The organism is Acinetobacter legionensis, assembly GCF_048552295.1.
In the GTDB taxonomy this organism is placed as follows: Bacteria; Pseudomonadota; Gammaproteobacteria; order Pseudomonadales; family Moraxellaceae; genus Acinetobacter.
In genome coordinates this window covers 55,299-73,917 of sequence record NZ_JBIMCW010000016.1, presented here as the reverse complement: position 1 = coordinate 73,917, position 18,619 = coordinate 55,299, and the positions used below count along the sequence as shown (strand labels likewise).

Annotated in this window: 15 protein-coding genes; 11 read left to right on the top strand and 4 right to left on the bottom strand. The window is 39.1% G+C overall.

The genetic code is table 11. The annotated features are described in order from the left end of the window. Positions 1 to 2 precede the first annotated feature (2 nt). Both ACG916_RS13675 and ACG916_RS13670 read left to right on the top strand, forming a co-directional pair. Positions 3 to 1,670 (top strand): PqiB family protein, encoded by a 1,668-nt coding sequence (locus ACG916_RS13675; RefSeq protein WP_336951994.1) that lies wholly within the window; start codon positions 3 to 5, stop codon positions 1,668 to 1,670. Beyond that, a complete protein-coding gene (locus ACG916_RS13670) occupies positions 1,660 to 2,403 on the top strand; it encodes a PqiC family protein (protein ID WP_419329010.1) in 744 nt (247 codons plus the stop codon). The genes ACG916_RS13675 and ACG916_RS13670 overlap by 11 nt, the downstream gene beginning before the upstream one ends. Positions 2,404 to 2,510: 107 nt before the next feature. Here the strand turns inward: ACG916_RS13670 and ACG916_RS13665 are convergent, their stop codons facing one another. Next, positions 2,511 to 4,739: a phosphocholine-specific phospholipase C gene (locus ACG916_RS13665; protein ID WP_419329008.1), complete on the bottom strand. Its 2,229-nt coding sequence runs from the start codon at positions 4,737 to 4,739 to the stop codon at positions 2,511 to 2,513. 666 nt (positions 4,740 to 5,405) lie between these two features. Between ACG916_RS13665 and ACG916_RS13660 the strand changes: the two genes are divergently transcribed. The 5 genes from ACG916_RS13660 (at position 5,406) to ACG916_RS13640 (ending at position 9,047) form a co-directional block, all read left to right on the top strand. After that, the gene (locus ACG916_RS13660; protein WP_419329006.1) at positions 5,406 to 6,272 is read left to right on the top strand and encodes a metal-dependent hydrolase; all 867 of its coding nucleotides are present in this window, start codon (positions 5,406 to 5,408) and stop codon (positions 6,270 to 6,272) included. A 25-nt stretch (positions 6,273 to 6,297) separates the two neighbouring features. After that, positions 6,298 to 6,735 carry a PaaI family thioesterase gene (locus tag ACG916_RS13655; protein WP_419329005.1) on the top strand — a complete coding sequence of 146 codons (438 nt, stop codon included), beginning with the start codon at positions 6,298 to 6,300 and terminating at the stop codon, positions 6,733 to 6,735. A gap of 170 nt (positions 6,736 to 6,905) precedes the next feature. Next, complete coding sequence (locus ACG916_RS13650) at positions 6,906 to 7,586, top strand: glutathione S-transferase family protein (RefSeq protein WP_419329003.1); 681 nt, start codon at positions 6,906 to 6,908, stop codon at positions 7,584 to 7,586. After that, entirely contained in the window at positions 7,583 to 8,356 is a 774-nt protein-coding gene (locus ACG916_RS13645) for an SDR family NAD(P)-dependent oxidoreductase (RefSeq protein WP_419329001.1), read from the top strand. Before ACG916_RS13650 ends, ACG916_RS13645 begins: the two co-directional genes overlap by 4 nt. 1 nt (position 8,357) lies before the next feature. After that, positions 8,358 to 9,047 carry an SDR family NAD(P)-dependent oxidoreductase gene (locus tag ACG916_RS13640; protein WP_419328999.1) on the top strand — a complete coding sequence of 230 codons (690 nt, stop codon included), beginning with the start codon at positions 8,358 to 8,360 and terminating at the stop codon, positions 9,045 to 9,047. Between the two features lie 68 nt (positions 9,048 to 9,115). Here the strand turns inward: ACG916_RS13640 and ACG916_RS13635 are convergent, their stop codons facing one another. Continuing rightward, a complete protein-coding gene (locus tag ACG916_RS13635; RefSeq protein WP_419328997.1) occupies positions 9,116 to 10,012 on the bottom strand; it encodes a LysR family transcriptional regulator in 897 nt (298 codons plus the stop codon). Between the two features lie 123 nt (positions 10,013 to 10,135). Here ACG916_RS13635 and ACG916_RS13630 point away from each other — a divergent pair, with 123 nt between their 5' ends. Next, on the top strand, positions 10,136 to 10,888 hold the full coding sequence (locus ACG916_RS13630; protein WP_419328995.1) for an SDR family oxidoreductase: 753 nt from the start codon (positions 10,136 to 10,138) through the stop codon (positions 10,886 to 10,888). 124 nt (positions 10,889 to 11,012) lie between these two features. Here ACG916_RS13630 and dsdA read toward each other — a convergent pair whose 3' ends face one another. Both dsdA and dsdX read right to left on the bottom strand, forming a co-directional pair. Next, the gene (dsdA, locus tag ACG916_RS13625) at positions 11,013 to 12,353 is read right to left on the bottom strand and encodes a D-serine ammonia-lyase (RefSeq protein ID WP_419328993.1); all 1,341 of its coding nucleotides are present in this window, start codon (positions 12,351 to 12,353) and stop codon (positions 11,013 to 11,015) included. Between the two features lie 17 nt (positions 12,354 to 12,370). Continuing rightward, the gene (dsdX, locus tag ACG916_RS13620) at positions 12,371 to 13,708 is read right to left on the bottom strand and encodes a D-serine transporter DsdX (RefSeq protein WP_419330109.1); all 1,338 of its coding nucleotides are present in this window, start codon (positions 13,706 to 13,708) and stop codon (positions 12,371 to 12,373) included. A 219-nt stretch (positions 13,709 to 13,927) separates the two neighbouring features. On the opposite strand from dsdX, the gene dsdC reads away from it, so the two are divergent. The 3 genes from dsdC to ACG916_RS13605 all read left to right on the top strand — a co-directional run bounded on the left by dsdC (position 13,928) and on the right by ACG916_RS13605 (position 18,608). After that, complete coding sequence (dsdC, locus tag ACG916_RS13615) at positions 13,928 to 14,857, top strand: DNA-binding transcriptional regulator DsdC (protein WP_336951977.1); 930 nt, start codon at positions 13,928 to 13,930, stop codon at positions 14,855 to 14,857. Positions 14,858 to 15,464: 607 nt separating this feature from the next. Beyond that, positions 15,465 to 17,735 carry a TonB-dependent hemoglobin/transferrin/lactoferrin family receptor gene (locus ACG916_RS13610; protein ID WP_419328989.1) on the top strand — a complete coding sequence of 757 codons (2,271 nt, stop codon included), beginning with the start codon at positions 15,465 to 15,467 and terminating at the stop codon, positions 17,733 to 17,735. Between the two features lie 66 nt (positions 17,736 to 17,801). Continuing rightward, entirely contained in the window at positions 17,802 to 18,608 is an 807-nt protein-coding gene (locus ACG916_RS13605) for a hypothetical protein (protein WP_419328987.1), read from the top strand. The last annotated feature ends 11 nt before the right edge of the window (positions 18,609 to 18,619 follow it).

Genomic DNA, 18,619 nt, shown 5'->3' with positions numbered 1-18,619 from the left:
GGGTGTGTATGTCTGAAAATAAAACCAATAACGAAAGCTCAGATCATCAGGATCCTCATGCTGTAGATGAAACGCAGCAGATTTTACCTGAACCTGAGAAAAATAAAGGACGCTGGCGACCATCGTTGATCTGGCTGATTCCGTTTATTGCATTGCTGATCGGTCTGTCGTTGGCAGTCAAAGCGGTATTAGATACTGGTCCGACCATTAATGTTGCTTTTAGAACCGCTGAAGGGTTGGTTGCAGGTAAGACAACCGTTCGCTTTAAACAAGTGGATATCGGTCTTGTTCGCCAAATTGATCTTGCTGATGATCATTCACATGTTATTGCCAAAATTGAACTACGTAAGGATGCCAGTAATTTTGCTGCAAAAGATTCACGATTCTGGGTGGTTCGTCCTCGCATTGGTGCCAGTGGTGTTTCAGGAATTGATACCTTATTGTCGGGTGCTTATATTGAGGTTGATGGCGGTAAGGCTGAACAAAAACAGGATGAATTCACTGGCTTAGAAGTTCCTCCAGTCATTTCATCAGATGTACCGGGGAAAATCTTTTTCCTCAAAGCCAATAATTTAGGTTCACTGGATATTGGCTCTCCTATTTATTATCGTCAGATCAATGTGGGTCAAATTACTGCTTATCAATTGGCCAAAGATGGAAAGAGTGTTGAGCTACAGACCTTTATTCAAGCACCTTATGATAAGTTCGTGACAACCGATGCACGTTTCTGGCAGGCCAGTGGTGTCGATGTCAGCTTAAGTGCATCAGGATTTAAGCTAGATACCCAGTCTTTAGTGAGTATTATCGCAGGCGGTATTGCATTCGGTTATCCTGAGAATTCACATGCTGCTGTTGCTTCGGATCAAAGCCGTTTTAATTTATGGGATTCTCGTACTGAAGCATTGAAAGAGCCTGATGGAAATCCTCATCGCATTATTATGTATTTTGATCAGTCTCTACGTGGTTTGTCAGCAGGTGCACCGATTGACTTTATGGGAATTGAAATTGGCAATATACAGTCAATTAATGCTGAATTTGATGCAAATTACACTCAGATTCGTATGCGGGCTGAGGGGGTGATTTATCCATCTCGTTTAGCCAACGGTAAAGAGCTAGACCCTGATGGTGAAATTTTTAAACGCTTCATCGAAAGAGGCTGGCGTGCTCAAATGCGTACAGGAAATTTACTCACAGGGCAGAACTATATTGCCTTTGATCTATTCCCTAAAGCAAAACCAGCAAACTTAATCATCCGATCAAATGGTGTGATTGAGGTTCCAACCACACCAACCGAGTTGAAGGGATTACAAGCACAAGTATCGCAAATTGCAGATAAATTGAATAAATTCCCATTGGTAGAAATTGGGCAGGATGTACGTAAAACCCTCAATAATATGAACTCAGCGATTAGCTCAACAGATAAATTAGTGAAGCAGTTAGATGGTAAAGTTGCACCAGGACTACAAGCGACTTTGGATGATGTACGTAAAACCATGCGCTCTACTGAAACTATTTTGTCGAGTGACGCGCCAATGCAACAGGATGTTCGCCGTGCTTTACAGCAAATGACACGTGCTGCCGCATCTTTACAGTTAATGGCAGACTATATTGAACAACACCCTGAATCACTCATTCGTGGGAAAACGCCTGAGGTTAAAAATGGTAAATAAAAAAAATAGTCCACATTTTAAGTCCTATTTACCGCAGTCTAGTCGAGCAGGTTGTGGCCTGCTACTGGCCATTGTAGGTTTAATTGGCTGTTCCAGTTCGCCTACTCCAAATTACTATACCTTGACCCCAACAGTTAAACCCTTGGTGAGTTCAAATGTACGGGTAATTGAAGTACTGCCAGTGGGATTGCCAGACCGTTTAAACAGGGCACCCTTAGTCTTACAGGACAGCAGTGGTAAATCTAATGTATTGGATAATGAACGCTGGACGTCCACTTTGGCCGCTGAATTACGTGATGGGTTGTCTGCAGGCTTGCAACAGAAATTAGGTGCTGTAGATCGTTATAGTAGTGGTATGACTGGTGGTAAAGTGTCATACCGTGTTGCAACCGACTTTTCTCGGTTTGATATTATCGAACACTCAAACACACGTTCGTTAATGGGAGCGATGAATCGGGATATTGAGGTGGCGGTTGCTTGGATTATTAAACGTGATGATCCAGCCAGCCCCTTAAATCAGCCAACAGCAATACAGAATGCTGTGTTGCCCAACCGACAACTCAGTTGTCGAATGGCATTTACCGACGCAGTTGGTGCAGATGGCAACAAAATTGTTGATATAGTCAGTGTTTCACGGCAGTCATTGAGTAAGGTGGTTGAAGCGATTGCCGCTTCTGTAGTTGCAACAGAAGCCAATAAAGCTGTGGTGATGGAAGGGGTGACCTGTTCCTAAGCAAGCACTAAAAAAAGCACCCCAGTTTTAAATAAAATCTGAGGTGCTGTTAAATTTGATTCAGTGTTAATAATCTAAAAAATTGAATATTTACAACTGCTTAAATATTAAACCATCGCTGGATCACTGACAGAATCTGCTCCTGTTTCAACGCGTCCTGCAAAGCGTCGATAAAACTTAGTATCCTGAGTACAAGTTACTGCAAAATCATACCATTGCCATGTATCTTTCAGTTCCCAATGTCGTGTTGATGTTTGACCTGCTTTTACAGTGATTTTTAACGCTGCGTCACTACGATAGACGACTGGATTAATGACCAGTTCAACATCTTTTGTGCCCGTATTGGTCAGGTCTAAATAAACATTACCATTGGCAATATCATAACACACACGAATTTCAGGATTGATTTGCAGGGTTTGATTACGATTTAAATCACCTTTGAAATGGCGATGAAAACCATTCGGTCCCATTACCCAAAGATCATACAAACCTTGATTATCCTTTTTCACATTCCAAACATCATCCAGTGTTTTACCCGCTTCTACAATGTAACGACGTGGGACACGGCTGAGATTTAACTTGTCATAGACATGAAAAACTGCGCCTTGAGTCCCTGTATTTGAGAACATGAGTTTAACTGTTCCATCATTTTGACAACGTGCACTGGTGTGTAATTCATAAGGCAATGCTTTAGACGGGCGAATACCACTGGCTTGAATTGGAAGTTGTAAATTGGTTGGAATCGGAACATTGGGCAGCTTTTGTTGAGCTGAACGAAGTTGATCTGCTTGCTCACGGGTTTGTTTACCTGTTAATTCTGGCAGAACATCTTCATTTGGGGTTTTAAAATTAAATGCTGAGGTTAAATCACCACAAATGGCACGACGATAAGGGCTGATATTCGTTTCTTTTACCCCAAAGCGTTGTTCTAAAAACATTAATACGGACGTATGATCAAACACTTGAGAGTTAACCACACCACCACGACTCCACGGTGAAATTACAAAGAGTGGTACTCGTGGGCCCGGTCCATAAACACCATTGTCTTTTTTAGGCTGGCTGTTGCTTCCTAGTGGCGCATCATGTAGATAATATTCATACTGCATATCAGCTTGGCTAAGTGTGGATTTACCTGCATACGTATTGTCTGCTTGTAAGGTCGGTGCTGATGGAGACGGAACATGGTCAAAATAACCATCATTTTCATCAAAATTGATCAAGAAAACGGTTTTACTCCAAACCTCTGGCACTGCTGTTAAAGCATCTAAGATTTCTTGAATAAACCAAGAACCTTGTACTGGGCTTGATGGACCTGGATGTTCACAATAGATGGATGGTGCATTGATCCAAGACACTTGGGGAAGTTTGCCTGTTTTGATATCATTTTTAAAAGCATCTAAAAACTCTTCGGGTTTATTGCCGGGCAGAGTGTTTGCGATACCTTTATACAGTGGATTTTTAGCATTATCGGTTGTGGCATCATAAGCTTTATAAGGTAACGGTTGCGCTGCTTTATTGTATGGACTATTCGGCGCACCACCACTTGAAACTGGGTAACCTGAGGCAATATTGGCTTTTTTAAAGGTACGGAATGCACCGAGCATGTTATCACCCCATTCATCCGGCATATTTTGATAGCAAATCCAGTTAACACCTGCCTCTTCTAAACGTTCAGCATAGGTTTTCCAAGTGTAGCCGACATCAACGTTTTTGGGATCACCATCAATCCAATCCCATTCATTATTCACAAACGCAGTACTGGTCGGTACTGCACCATTGGTGCCCGTTAAATGAAATGAACGATTGGCATCTGTACCCGTGTGCATTGAACAGTGATACGCATCGCAAATGGTAAAAGCATTGGCTAAAGCAAACTGATAAGGGATTTCCTGCTCTTTAAAATAACCCATTGCATAATCAGTTTTATGGGTGGGCCAGTTTGACATACGGCCGTTGTCCCATGCTTTTTGGCTATCCACCCAAGTATGATTTGTACCGGGTGCACGTTGTGCATTATTACTCGATCCATCTAAATGAAAAGGTGTTAATAAAGCACCATTACTTCGTTGTTGTTGCCATACAGTACGATCATTTTGCAAAGGAATGGTTAAGCGGTCGGCAAAACCACGAACGCCTTTTAGTGTACCAAAATAATGGTCAAATGAACGGTTTTCCTGCATCAGGATAACCACATGTTCGACATCCTGAATGGTTCCTGTTTTATTATTTGCAGGAATAGCCAATGCTTTTTGAATGCTGGCTGGAAATGTAGATAAGGCAGCAGCACCAAAACTTGTTTTAAGTGTATTTGCTAAAAATTGACGACGATTAATCACAATATTTCCCTTTGGTATTTTTATGTTTATGGTGCGCAACGCATTAATGGTTTTTTAGATCCATCAGGCTGTGTGGTGGTCTTATCATCATTTGAATCATTACAAGCTGTGAGTGCTAGTAAAATGGGGAAAATATAAATGTACGATAGCCATTGTTTTGATTTTCTTAACATGTGTTTCATCCATTATAAAGATGCCCACACATTAGACAGCGCTTGTGACAGCAAGGTGTCACCTTTATGACAAATCATTGACATGGTAATAGCGTTAGAAATCGAGACAGAAATCCAGATAGAAATAGAAAATAAAATTGGAAAAGCTTAATCGGTTTTGATGGAGAGGTTAGAGGGGAATGTTTAATTTTAATTTGAACTGTTGTTGAAATCTAGATATCAATTCAGTATTTTTATTTTAAGTGGTTAATTTTATTGTTTATATTTTATGGGGTGCGTAATCATGCATCTGGTCAAAAAGTGATGGGTGAAAACAGTTTTTAAGTTTTTTTACTTAGATCGATTGTCTTTATAGGAACAGGTCTGTCATTTAAGGACAACCTGAAGCTTTAACGTATTCACATCATTGACAAGATCAACATGGATCATTACTTTAACTCATCAAGTTCTTTTTTAGAACTTGTTATTTTAAGATAAATTCTTGAGGTGAACCATGTCTATATCAGCGGTGAAAGAAAAATCAAAGCAAAAAACACCTGCATCATTTCCAGTACGTCGTATGGATTATGAATTTCAGGATATGCCCAAGTATTGGTGTAATGACGAACCAACCTTTACCCATTACTTCACAGGTTTATCGACGCTTTTTCCTGAAGGTGAGTCGTACTTTGTCCGTTCAGTGCGCGCTTTGCGTGAAAAAATTAAAAACAATCCACAATTAGATCGTGATATTGGTGCCTTTATTGGACAAGAAGCCATGCACTCTAAAGAACATCATGCTTTTCATGTTAGTGCACAACAATATGGTTTAGATCCTGAATCTTTAGAAAAAGTCACAGGAATCATATTAAAAGCGATTGAACGCACTTTCCCTAAGAAATGGAATCTCTTGGTGACTGTGGGTCTAGAACATTACACCGCAGTTTTGGTGGTAGAAATGATGAAAAATGTCAATGAGTTAATGACCGATACTACCATTCGTAATTTATGGTTATGGCACAGTGTAGAAGAAACTGAACATAAGGCCGTGGCTTATGACATGTATGAATATTTATATGGCAAGGGCTTAGATGCCTACATTCCTCGCGTAGCGATTTTTACATTTAGTCTTGTGCTGATCACGCTATTTTCTAATGTATATCAAGTGGTGTTGATGTCGAGAGATAAACAATTATTAAACCTTAAGTCTTGGACTAAGTTTGCTGGGTTTACAGTGCAAGCCTATCGTAAGCTGGTACCGCAATTTTTCTCTTATTATCAGTTTGATTTTCATCCGAATGATACCGATGAATCTGAAATTGTTGCACAAACTAAAGTAAAAATTGGTTTATCCCCTGAACAATCAACATTTATTCAATAAATATTTATCAAAATAGGAAATAGTGATGAACCCACTCAATATGACGGGTCTGGAAATTATGCAAGCATTCCAAAAAGGACTGGTGCCAGCGCCTGGTATTGCAAAAACTATGGGAATGGAGGAAGCAGGAGACGTTGAATACGGTCGCATTGTATTTATCGCAATTGCGGATGAACGTCATAGCAATCCATTGGGTGGGGTACATGGTGGTTTTGCCGCAACTGTACTTGATTCGGCTACAGGTTGTGCCACCCATACAGTATTAGCTGCGGGTGAAGGTTATGGAACCACAGATCTGGCGATAAAAATGTGCCGGCCGATGCCGTTTAATAAAAAGCTGATTGCAGAAGGAAAAGTGATTAACGTGGGGAAAAATTTAGTTATATCTGAAGGTTATCTTCGAGATGAAGATGGAAAATTGTATGCACATGCCACAGCAACCAATATGATCATCCGTCGTTGAAAGACTCTGTTTCTGCATCATGGATTTGAACCAGAATTTTTGGATCATGGCTTTTAATTCAGGTTTTTTGATTTATCGCCTTTGAATCAGGTCTGTGATGTATTAAGCGTTGATCCTGTGATGTCGCTCTTCAAATGTCAATCGACCCAAAGTTAAGCTGAGAATATAAAATGAATCCAGTTGTATTACATCAATGGGAAATTTCACCGTTTTGCCAAAAAGTTGCCAGAATGTTGCAATTTAAAGGGATTGCTTATCGGACTGTGGATTATAACGGTGTACTGGGTGCAAAGGTGCCAATGCTCAGTAAAGCAGGCAAGGTTCCGGTACTAGATATTGATGGTCAACGTATTCAGGACAGTACACGTATTGCGCGTTATCTAGATGAGGCTTACCCAGCTTTACCACGGTTATATCCTATTGATCCCTTACAAAAGGCTTATGTTGAACTTTGGGAAGATTGGTCAGACGAGTTGTTATATTTCTATGAAATGCACTTTCGTGTGAATGATGCTGATGCCTTAGATTATGCGGTTGAAATGAGTGCAAAAGGTCGCCCCAAACATGAAATATATTTGTTGAAACCTTTGCTCAAAGCAACATTAAACCTGCAACTTAAAATGCAGGGTACAGGTCGCATGACCAAGCAGGATATTGAGGCAGAATTTCTTCGTCATTTAGAACGTATCGAATTGGTATTGGCTCAAACAGGATGGTTGGTTGGCGAGGTTAAAACACTGGCTGATATTGCGGTTGGTTCGCAGCTTTTAGAGATTGTCCGCACAAGTAAGATTTGGGGCGCTAAAATTAAAGCTTATCCTTCTATTGCTCAATGGATTGACTTGCTATGAACAAGCAGAATGCAACATCTCAAAATATAGCAACACTACCATGTGTGGTTGTTATGGGCGTAGGGGCTGAACAAGGAATTGGGGCAGCAGTTTGTCACCGTTTTGCTCAAGAAAAATTAAAAGTACATGTTGTGGGGCGTACTTTAGTGAAAGTGCAAGCCGTAGCTGATTCAATCAATGCGCAGGGTGGGCATGCCGTAGCACATGCTTTGGATGCTGAAAATGAACAACAAGTACAGGCTTTTTTTGCAAAGAGGAATGCGCAAAAGGAGCATCTCGTCGCTGTTATTCATAATGTAGGAGGCAATATTCCCTCAATTTTTTTAAAGACTTCTCTTCAGTTTTTTACTCAAATGTGGCGTTCTACTTTTTTATCGGCTTTTTTAGTGTCACAACAGTCCTTAAAAATCTTTGAACAACAGCAATATGGCACGTTGATTTTTACTGGAGCAAGTGCATCTCTTCGTGGTAAACCTTTTTTTGCGGCATTTACTATGGGCAAATCCGCATTACGCACCTATGCACTGCATCTCGCCCAGATATATAAGCCTCAAAATATCCATGTTGCACATATTATTGTTGATGGCATGGTCAATGGTGATCGGGTCAATAAGGCTGTATTAGGTTTAGGACGCTTACTGAGACTAACACGAGGCACAGGTGGATTAAATATCGAAGCGATTGCTGAGAATTATTGGATGCTTTATCAACAAAATCGTGATTTATGGACCCATGAACTGGATTTACGTCCTTATCAGGAGAAATTCTAATATGTACAATTTAATTCCTCCATTGCTGAGAAAAAAATCCAAACTACAGGGCTGTATTGTTGTTATTGGCAATGAAACCCACTCGCTCAGCCAGCTTTTTGTGGATCAAGCACATAACAGGGCAATGCCTGTATATCAAGTTCAGCATGATCCTATGCAAACCAATCTAAAGATTGAGCAACAAGATTCAGGTCTAAAGCGGGTTCGTTTGAATCTGATCAATCCGACTGCTTTAAAAAACTTAGTGGGCTATATTCAACGCACAGGGCATTCAGTTGAACTGTGTATTTTCCAAGCTGATTTTTCAAAATCATTGTCGAATTCCGATGCTTCAGCCCAACAGATCGAACAACTTTGGCAAAACACTGGTTTGGCTGCGGTAAATATTTCCCAAGCGATCATTCGACAAATGCTGATTAAGTCACAAGGAACTTTGATCTTTCTAGGAACACAGCCCAACCTGATCGCTGAAAATAATGGCTTAACTCAGAGTATGTTTGCCAGTATTAGGGCATTGGCACAATCTTTGGCAAGAGAGTTTCATCCTAAAGGTATCCATATCACTTATTGTATGTTGGAAAGTTGGGATAGTCAGAATGTTGCCTTGATGGATTCGGTTAAAAATATGTGTTGGCATCTTTATCACCAACCTGATTCAACTTGGAGTCAGGAATTGAGTGTTGGTGTATAAATGCTATGGGGATTAATGCGAGAGCGCGCTAGTTAATCATATCCATCCCAAGCAGCGTGATTCAAACTTCAAAGCAATCGATTATCCTGAAACAATCGTACAATCCATTCGATAAAAACTTTTTGTCGTGGTGAAACCAGTGTTTTTGATGGATAAAGTAAAGAAATAGGCAGGGATGGAACAGGATATTCAGTTAAAATTTGACAAAGTGTGCCTTGTTCTAGCTCAGATAAATAACCATAACGTGGTGCTTGGATGATCCCAAAATGCTGTTTGGCTGCTGCTGCATAGGTATTTGCACCATTGACTTGAATCTTCAACGGCAACTCAAAAACCTGTGTTTTCTTGCCTGTCAGAAACTCAAGCGGCAGTGGCTTTTGTCGAGCAGATGAATAAAATCCGACCATAAAATGTGCTTGCAGATCTTCTAAGCGTTGTGGTGTGCCATATTTTTCTAAGTATTTTGGACTGGCTAAAGTCACTTGTTGAATATCGCCCAGATGCCTGACAATTAACTCACTGTTATTGAGCTGACCTATACGAATCACACAATCAATGCCTTCTTTAATCAGATCTACATAACGGTCGCTTTCGGTGAGTTGCAACTGTATCTGTGGAAACTCTGTTAAAAAATCATCTAATTTTGGCAGAATAAAATACGCAGCAAAAATACCATGAACTGCGATTTTTAAAGGCCCTTGAGGTTTTGCATCAAGAAAATCATGATCAGACTCATTGATATAACCTAAGATATATTTGCAACGCTCATAATAAATATGGCCTTCATCTGTTGCTTTTACCTGACGAGTGGTACGCAACAATAAGCGCGTATTGAGTTGGAATTCTAATTGTTTAATTGCATCAGTCAGCGTTGAGCGTGGCAGGTTTAAGATCTGTGCAGCTTTGGTAAAACTTTGTTGTTCTACCACATTGACGAAAGCAGACATTGCATTGAGTTTATCCATACGCCATTCCAATTGTTCGATTTATTCGGATAAAGATGTCAGATTTAACTAGATTATCTGGTTTTATCTGAACAGTATCATAGACGCGATTAGAGGTATATTTTATTCCATGAGGTCATCACCATGCATACAACAGATCAAACACAGCAAGAAAAAGTGATTTTAATTACAGGCGCTTCTCGCGGGATTGGTGCATTTACTGCCAGCTTATTGGCTCAGCAAGGCCATAAAATCATTATTAATTATGCCAGTAATGATAAAGAGGCGGAGCATGTTTTGAGCAGTATTCAAGCGTTAGGCGGAACAGCGAGTTTATTTAAAGCCAACATTAGCCATTCTAATGAAGTGACTGCATTATTTGATTATGCAATTCAAACCTATGGTCGATTGGACGTGCTGATTAACAATGCAGGGATTTTGAAATTAAGTAAGATTGAACAATTAGACGATGAAAGTATTGATCAAGTTTTAGCAATTAATATTAAAGGCCCTTTATATACCATGCGTGAAGCTGCTAAGCGACTGCAAAAGGGCGGTAAAATTATTAATTTATCTAGCAGTGTAGTGGGGATGAAGCTCGAAACTTATGGTGTTTATACTGCATCAAAAGCTGCCATAGAATCCTTAACGGCTATTTTAGCCAAAGAGTTAAGAGGAAAAAATATTACGGTAAATGCAATTGCACCTGGGCCTACGGCAACTGAACTTTTCCTTGAAGGCAAAAGTGATGCATTGATTGCTCAGTTAAGTAAAGCTGCACCTTTAGAGCGTTTAGGCACTGTAGAAGATATTGCCGCAGTGCTGGATTTCGCCGTAAATGAGGCGAGTAATTGGGTCAATGCCCAAGTCCTTCGAGTCAATGGTGGGATCGTTTAATTCCATAGGGAAAATCCGGACTCAAGTCTTTAATGGGGGGCGATAGAGGAGAATCACTTTATTTATCTGCTACCGCCCCAGATTCTGATGAGATCAAGGTCTGTGAGAATCAAGGCTATACAAATTATTTTTTATAGGCTTTCGCTTGGGTTAAATATTTTTCCATTTCTTCATCTGGAACCATTCCTCCTCCAGTCCCCCAGACAATATGATTAGCATTTTCCAATTGCTGTTGGCTAAAGTGATGTAGCGCGGCATAGTCTTGATGTTGATTGGTCAAAATTGGTCCAAGCATACCCGCCAACGCAGAAGGTTCTAATTTAAGCTGTTCTGCATCATTGAGCATGCCCAAGAGTACATACATAGTTTCATCCGTTAATGTATAAAAACCGTCTAATAACCTTTGCATGGCTCGACCCACAAAGCCAGATGCTCGCCCAACAGCGAGGCCATCAGCAGCAGTGATATTGTCTATACCCAGATCTTGAACTGAAATTTCATCATGTAAACCTGTTGCAACACCGAGTAACATACATGGTGAATGGGTCGGCTCGGCAAAAATACAATGTACATGATCACCAAAAGCCATTTTTAAGCCAAATGCAACGCCACCGGGGCCTCCGCCAACACCACAAGGTAAATAAACAAATAAAGGATGTTGTTGATCAACCAAAATATTTTTTTGTTCTAATTGCTGTTTTAAACGTTGCCCAGCAACTGCATAACCTAAGAATAAGGTTTGTGAGTTTTCATCATCGATAAAAAAACAGTTTGGATTTTCTAATGCTGCTTTTCGGCCCTGTTCCACGGCAACACCATAATCTTCAGCATATTCAACTACTGTGACATTGTGCGAACGTAACTTATCTTTTTTCCATTGACGTGCATCTGCTGACATATGCACAGTCACATCAAAGCCTAATTTTGCACTCATGATGCCAATAGAAAGGCCTAGATTTCCAGTAGAACCAACCGCAATACTGTATTGACTAAAAAACTGTTTAAACTCTGGACTATTCAGTTTTGCATAATCATCTTCAATGTTTAGGCGTTGTGCTTGAATCGCAAGCTTTTCAGCATGACAAAGCACCTCATAGATGCCACCACGGGCTTTGATTGAACCCGATATTGGAAGATGACTGTCTTTTTTAAGCCATAATTGACCATGGATCGCTTGCCCAAAATGCTGTTCCAACTGTTGCTGCATTTGAGGAATAGCTGCCAGTTCGGATTCTATAATACCTTGGGATACTACTGTTTCTGGAAAAGCTTTCATCAAATAGGGTGCAAAGCGTGTCAAACGTGCACTGGCATCATCAATATCTTTTTGCTTTAACCCTACATAGGGCAGCCCTTCTACCAGTGAGGTAAAATTGGGATTAAACCATGCCACTTCTTTGAGTGCGATAAGGTCTTTAACAATCGGGTATTGGGCAATCAGCTGATGAATCTGTTGAGCGTTCATAAAATACTCCTAAAGGCTTAAATAAAATGAGAAAGCAGGAAGGTGCAGCCCAATGCGGTGAGCGAGGCAAGAAAAGTTGCAGAGGTATAGTATTTAAAGGTTTCGTTTAATGTAGCACCACAGTATTGTTTGACTAACCAAAATAAAGAGTCTGTCACAATGGTAAAACCGATGGCACCTGAACCAATCGCAATCGCCATGATCTCGGGACTAATATTAGGGTAGAGCGTTAACATCGGTGCAACGATAGCGGTTGCACCCATCATTGCAACAGTTGCAGAGCCTACAGCTGCATGTAAAATCAGAGCAACCAACCACGCAAGTAAAATTGGATGCATATGCAAGTGGGAAAGCGTGACTGCCATTGAGTCAGCTAAACCACTGGCTTTTAAAATACTGTTAAATGCACCGCCAGCCCCAATGATGAATAGGATGTTGGCAATTGAAGAAAAAGAGTCTTCGGTGGCTTTTAATAAACTTCCCATCTGCATATTACGGCGTAGACCGAGGGTGTAGTAAGCAACAAATACCGCAATAAACATCGCGGTGATCGGATTGCCGATAAAGCCTAAAATGTGTGAATGCTGAGAAGATGTATCGCTATTTAATTCAGCCACAGTTTTGATTAACATTAACCCGATTGGAAGAAATACCGTAAATAAGGTGATTTTTAAAGAAGGTAAGTTGTGTTCTTCTTTTAAGGTAAGCTTTGAAAATTCGACAGGTACGGCTTTAAACGGTAAACGTTGACCAACTAATTTTAAAAACAATGGGCCACCGACCAGTGCGGCGGCTAAACCCACCATTAAGCCAAAAATAATTACAGTACCGACATCAGCCCCTAGTTTATTGGTGACATAAAGTGCTGCAGGGTGAGGCGGTACTACACAGTGTACAGCCATTAATGCGGTGCATAATGGAATCGCCAATTTAAACAAAGAGGTTTTGGTATGCTGCGCTATAGAAAAAGCCAAAGGAATTAATAAAACTACACCAACTTCTACAAATAAAGTGATACCACAAAATAGCCCAATCAGCACCATGACCACATCACTGGATATCCAATGACATCGTTGCAAAGACAGGGCGATACGTTCAGCAGCACCAGAGATTTCCATCATTTTGCCGAGAATAGTACCCAGTGCAATGACTGTGGCAAGGAAACCCAAGGTGCTTCCGATCCCATTTTCAATTGCATTGACCATATCCAGTAATGGCATTTTCATTGCTACACCGACAAAGAAACTTGCCAGAAGTAAAGCTAAAAAGGGATGCAGTTTAAATTTTAAAATAGTGAAAATAATTAACCCGATACTGGTTAATAATATACCGACATCCACGAAATTGGTTTCCATACCATATATCTCTGTGACAAAAGTTGTTCTTGGTCTATTGAAGTTAAACCAGAGAAATCCGTCAAACGATGATATTTGATCTACGGGTTAAAATAATTCACTTGAAAAATAAATCCTAAATAAATTTTGATTTTTAAATGATTTATACGTTATTTATATGGGCATAGGACAGCAAGAAGCATGTGATCAATCATTTTGTTTCAGCAAAAAGGAAAAGGCATGACCAACGCACATAAAAATCTAACCGGTTTTCAGCTCTCAAAACTGTATACATTTGAAGTTGCGGCAAGACATGAGTCTTTTGCACTCGCCGCTGAAGAACTGTCTTTAACCCCAAGTGCGGTAAGTCACCAAATTAATTTGTTAGAAAAAGAACTTAATATCAAACTGTTTTTACGTTTGCATCGTAAAGTAAAGTTAACCACTGAGGGACAGCGGATTTTAGCTGCTTTACAATTTTCATTAGACTCGTTAAACGTTGAAATTAAGGCACTGCAAAATCAGCAACTTGTCGGCTCACTCACGATTTATGCAAGACCATCGATTGCTCAGTGTTGGTTAGTGCCTCAATTGCCTGATTTCATTCAACGTTATCCATTGATCCAACTCTCAGTTTTAACGGGTAATGAGGATGTAAATTTTCAACGTAGCGGAATTGATATTGCGCTTTATTTTGACAATCAACCGTCTTTTCAGTTGAATTATCAGCATTTAATGGACGAATATATTATCCCCGTATGTAGTCCTGCATATGCTGAAAAATTTAACCTCCACGATCATCTAGACAACTTAAAAAACTGCACATTGCTGCATGACTGCCAAGCATGGAGTAACGGCACAGGCGCAGATGAATGGAACAGTTGGACGCAGCATTTTAATGTAAATATGGATCATTCTTCAGAGATGAGTTTTGACCGATCTGATCTGGCTTTAATTGCTGCTAAAAATCACTTGGGTATTACCATGGGACGTAAAAAACTCGTAGAAAAAGACTTAGAAAGTGGTGAACTGGTAATGCCATTTAAAAACATGTATTTAAAATGCGATCAGCATTACTATATTACATCATTGAAAAATAATGAATTACCTAAAGTTAAAGCATTTAGTGACTGGATAAAAGCACGAGCAAACTCAGAGATTGGGTATTAATGAAAAAGCCTTGAATAAAAAATCACGAAATCAATTTTATACTAAAACCTAAAAATTAATATTTTTTGCTGTTAGAATTTTTATAATACTTGATTATTATGGTTAATATTTGAGTGTTTATATTTTAATAACGCCAATCAGAATAAAAAATAGACAAACCTAAATATAACGAGAAATTAAAGAGAAATAAAAAGGAAAGATGTAATAAGTTTTTATATTAACAATAGGATGATTGGGTGGAAAAGCTAAACTGAAAACGACATTGTAAAACTATAAACAACAACAAAATATACGAATTCTAAGGTAATAAGATCATCCAAAAATACAGATTCTCCCCTAAAATCATGTACAAATTTTGATAAAAGAGTTAATTTTTAATTATAAATATTTATTATTTTTCATTATCTTAATTATTTTTTTGATGCTTTAAAATACATCTGGCAGCACCGTTATTGTAAATGATATTGTTATTGATTATTATTCTCATTTGATAGATTGTATGTGTATATTTGTAATCCATGTTTTGACTCCCGATTTGAACATATTGGATGAGTCTAAATATACACATTTAATGATGATTAATATCATTTAATAAGGTTTCTCCCTCATGAATTTAAACCCTGTTGCGCTATATAATATAGCCAAGTCTGATACTGTGGTTTTAAAACCACGTTATTTGTCATTATGTTTGCTTGCGTTAATGACAGCAAGCATCACTACGGTAGGCTATGCAGAAGAGAATAATTCCGAAAAGCGTAAATTGGAAAAGAATGAGAATGCTTTGACGACGATTACGGTCTATGCCGAATATAAAAATGATGCGCCTGTTTCTCGAACTTCAATCAACCGAGAAAACATGGATAAGACGGGTGTAACCGATATGGCAGGTATTGTGAAATATTTGCCTTTGGTCAATGCGCCGTTTTCCGTTGGAGGGAGTGGAACATTTTTTGATGGTACTGGCACCAGTAGTTATAACATCCGTGGTATAGATGCAAATCGAATTGGCTTAGATGTAGATGGGGTAGATTTAGCCGAGGCAACAGTAAGTACTTATGTACCACCTAAAAGCATGAGCAAGCGCGGTGCTGGTCGGGATTATATTGAACCAGAGATGTTTACCAGTGTCGATATTGTTTCAGGAACAACTGATGTATCAACAGATGGTATTGGTGGTCGGGTTTCTTTTAAAAACAAATCACCAGAAGATTATTTAGTTGATGGCAAAACAGTCGCTGGAACATTAAAAGCAGGTTATAGCTCTGCGGACAGCGCATGGTTAAGTTCTGTGACAGGCGCTGTCGGTAATGATGATCTCAAAGCACTTGTGGCTTATGCGCATCGTGAGGGAAGTGAAACCAAACCAAATTCAAAAACGGCAGCTTTTCCAGCAGATTGGACCTCGGATGCAGTGCTTACCCGATTATTGTGGAATGTATCTGACCAACACCAACTAAATTTTACTGCGGATTATTATAAGAAAAAGTCTGACACAGATAATATTGCAGCCGATTTATTCTCTAATTTTAAGAGCGATGCAAAACAACACCAAGAAATAGATCGAACACAATTGAGTATTGATTATATTTATAGACCGAATGACTTTGTGCTCTTTGATAAATTAAACAGTAAAATATGGTATCAGGAATCGAACAATGATAATGATACTTCGTTTATGAATAGTGCGACAGTTGCACGTGATTTTTCAACCACTTATAAAGAGAAAAATACTGGTATAAAAATTGAAGCAAGCAAAGAATTTACAAACCAAAAGCTTAAATATGGCATTACAGCAGACAAGAAAGATTACGCAAGTACTAAATTAGATCTTCGTAATGGCGTTCCAATTACAAGCATATATCAAGGTAGTTATTTATTAAATTCTGAATTAAAACGTTACTCTGCTTATGTTGCTGATGATATCCGATTGGATGTATTGGGACGAGATTTAACTCTAACTCCAGCGGTTCGTTTTGAACGTCAGGAGTTTAGACCTGAAATTACCTCTTATAGTGATATACAAGCCAAAGACTATAATTATGTTTCGCCAAGTTTTTCTGCAAGTTATCAGTTTACCCCAGATAATTATAGCTATTTAAAATATTCAAGAGGTAATCGTATTCCATCGCCAACTGAAATTGGCGGGATTTATCAAACAATGTTAGCTAATCCTGCTTATATTGTGGTGGGTAATTCGAACTTAAAAAAAGAAACCAGTGATGCTTTCGAAGTGGGTTTAAGAAACACCTCAATTGAAGGGATTAAATTTGATTTGACAGGTTTCTACAGCAAATATAAAGATTTTATCGACTACTTTAACTATGGCAATACGCCTCAATATCCTTTTGGCTATTATCGCGCAGAAAACTTAGCTAATGCACAGATCTGGGGTGGAGAGCTTTCAACACGAATTGACTTAGGTCAGTTTATTCAAAACTCAGATGGCTATAGTCTTGCACTTGTTGCAGGTAAAACCAAAGGCTCGGCAAAAAATAAAAATGGCGGAAAAAGTGGTGTAAATTCTGTTCAGCCAGAAAAAGGCAGCTTTACCTTTGCTTATGATGATCCAAATAAAGTCTTTGGCTTAGGCATGACCGCAACTGCTGTTGGTGGAAGGATGGCAACGCGAGATGTCAGTTCTTATCAGGATGATATCAAATATCAGAATGTGGCAGGTTATACCGTATTTGACTTATCCGCATATTGGAATGTGACCAAGTTTGCCAAGCTGAACGTGGCATTGAATAACATCTTTGATAAGACCTATTGGGATTATGCTGCTGTGGGAACAATTACAGGGGCGAATCAGGCTAGTGTAATCGATCGTGCTGCTGAACCAGGACGTAATGTTGTGGCAAGTATCGAATTTAAATATTGATTTTTTAAATAGCACAATGGAAAGAATTTTTTAATTCAACAAATATTCACCTCCAAGGAAACGAACATGAAAAAATTGGCGCTATGGATGACCAGTTTAACTGCAATGGCAACTGCTGGATCAGCGATTGCTGCTACAGTCGATCAATCCAATGCTTATCAACAGGCATATGCATTATATGTGCTTTACCATCCTAATAATAAAGAGCAGAACAGTAGCACTTTAATTAAGCAATATACTCAGGACTATGCCGAATTGTTTAAGACGAATAAAAAAGTCAATCAAGTGCAGTTTGTTCAATTCGAGCAAGCACGTTTAGAGCCATTACTTAAACAACGCCGTGAAATGTCAGAAAAACAGGCGCATGTACGTTATGGCATTCTCGATAATAATAAAGATCAGAAACTGACCCTAAAGGAATTTCAGGAGACGGGTTTAAAAACCTTTAATGAGTTTGATAAAAACTTGGATGGCTTAGTAAATGCAGAAGATGCCAAATTAGCGGGCAATAGTAATGCAACGCATGATGGATTCCGCGTGAAACTACCAATTTCAATGCCGATGCCAAGCAACATCAACGAATTTATTAGCCAATATGGTCAAGGGAAAAACTATGTAACGCTTGGAGATTATCTAGCAGCGCGTGACAAACAATATTTTGCAACCGATGTGAATGGTGATCATATTGTCACTGAGAAGGAATATGTGGATGAGTTTATGCAACGTTTTGATGCGAATATCGCAACAGGTAAAGTCAAAATGCGGGAAACGGCAGCACAACAATTTCAAGTGATTGGCAAAGGTAAAACAACAATTCAAGCCAGTGATATTCAACAATTTGCTAAAAATATGGATCAAGCGATCAGTCAATAAATTATAGTCAA

Coding starts and splice junctions, on each gene's coding strand:
- ACG916_RS13670 (WP_419329010.1), top strand. CDS start 1,660: ATGGTAAATAAAAAAAATAGTCCACATTTTAAGTCCTATTTACCGCAG.
- ACG916_RS13660 (WP_419329006.1), top strand. CDS start 5,406: ATGTCTATATCAGCGGTGAAAGAAAAATCAAAGCAAAAAACACCTGCA.
- ACG916_RS13655 (WP_419329005.1), top strand. CDS start 6,298: ATGAACCCACTCAATATGACGGGTCTGGAAATTATGCAAGCATTCCAA.
- ACG916_RS13650 (WP_419329003.1), top strand. CDS start 6,906: ATGAATCCAGTTGTATTACATCAATGGGAAATTTCACCGTTTTGCCAA.
- ACG916_RS13645 (WP_419329001.1), top strand. CDS start 7,583: ATGAACAAGCAGAATGCAACATCTCAAAATATAGCAACACTACCATGT.
- ACG916_RS13640 (WP_419328999.1), top strand. CDS start 8,358: ATGTACAATTTAATTCCTCCATTGCTGAGAAAAAAATCCAAACTACAG.
- ACG916_RS13635 (WP_419328997.1), bottom strand. CDS start 10,012: ATGGATAAACTCAATGCAATGTCTGCTTTCGTCAATGTGGTAGAACAA.
- ACG916_RS13630 (WP_419328995.1), top strand. CDS start 10,136: ATGCATACAACAGATCAAACACAGCAAGAAAAAGTGATTTTAATTACA.
- dsdA (WP_419328993.1), bottom strand. CDS start 12,353: ATGAACGCTCAACAGATTCATCAGCTGATTGCCCAATACCCGATTGTT.
- dsdX (WP_419330109.1), bottom strand. CDS start 13,708: ATGGAAACCAATTTCGTGGATGTCGGTATATTATTAACCAGTATCGGG.
- dsdC (WP_336951977.1), top strand. CDS start 13,928: ATGACCAACGCACATAAAAATCTAACCGGTTTTCAGCTCTCAAAACTG.
- ACG916_RS13610 (WP_419328989.1), top strand. CDS start 15,465: ATGAATTTAAACCCTGTTGCGCTATATAATATAGCCAAGTCTGATACT.
- ACG916_RS13605 (WP_419328987.1), top strand. CDS start 17,802: ATGAAAAAATTGGCGCTATGGATGACCAGTTTAACTGCAATGGCAACT.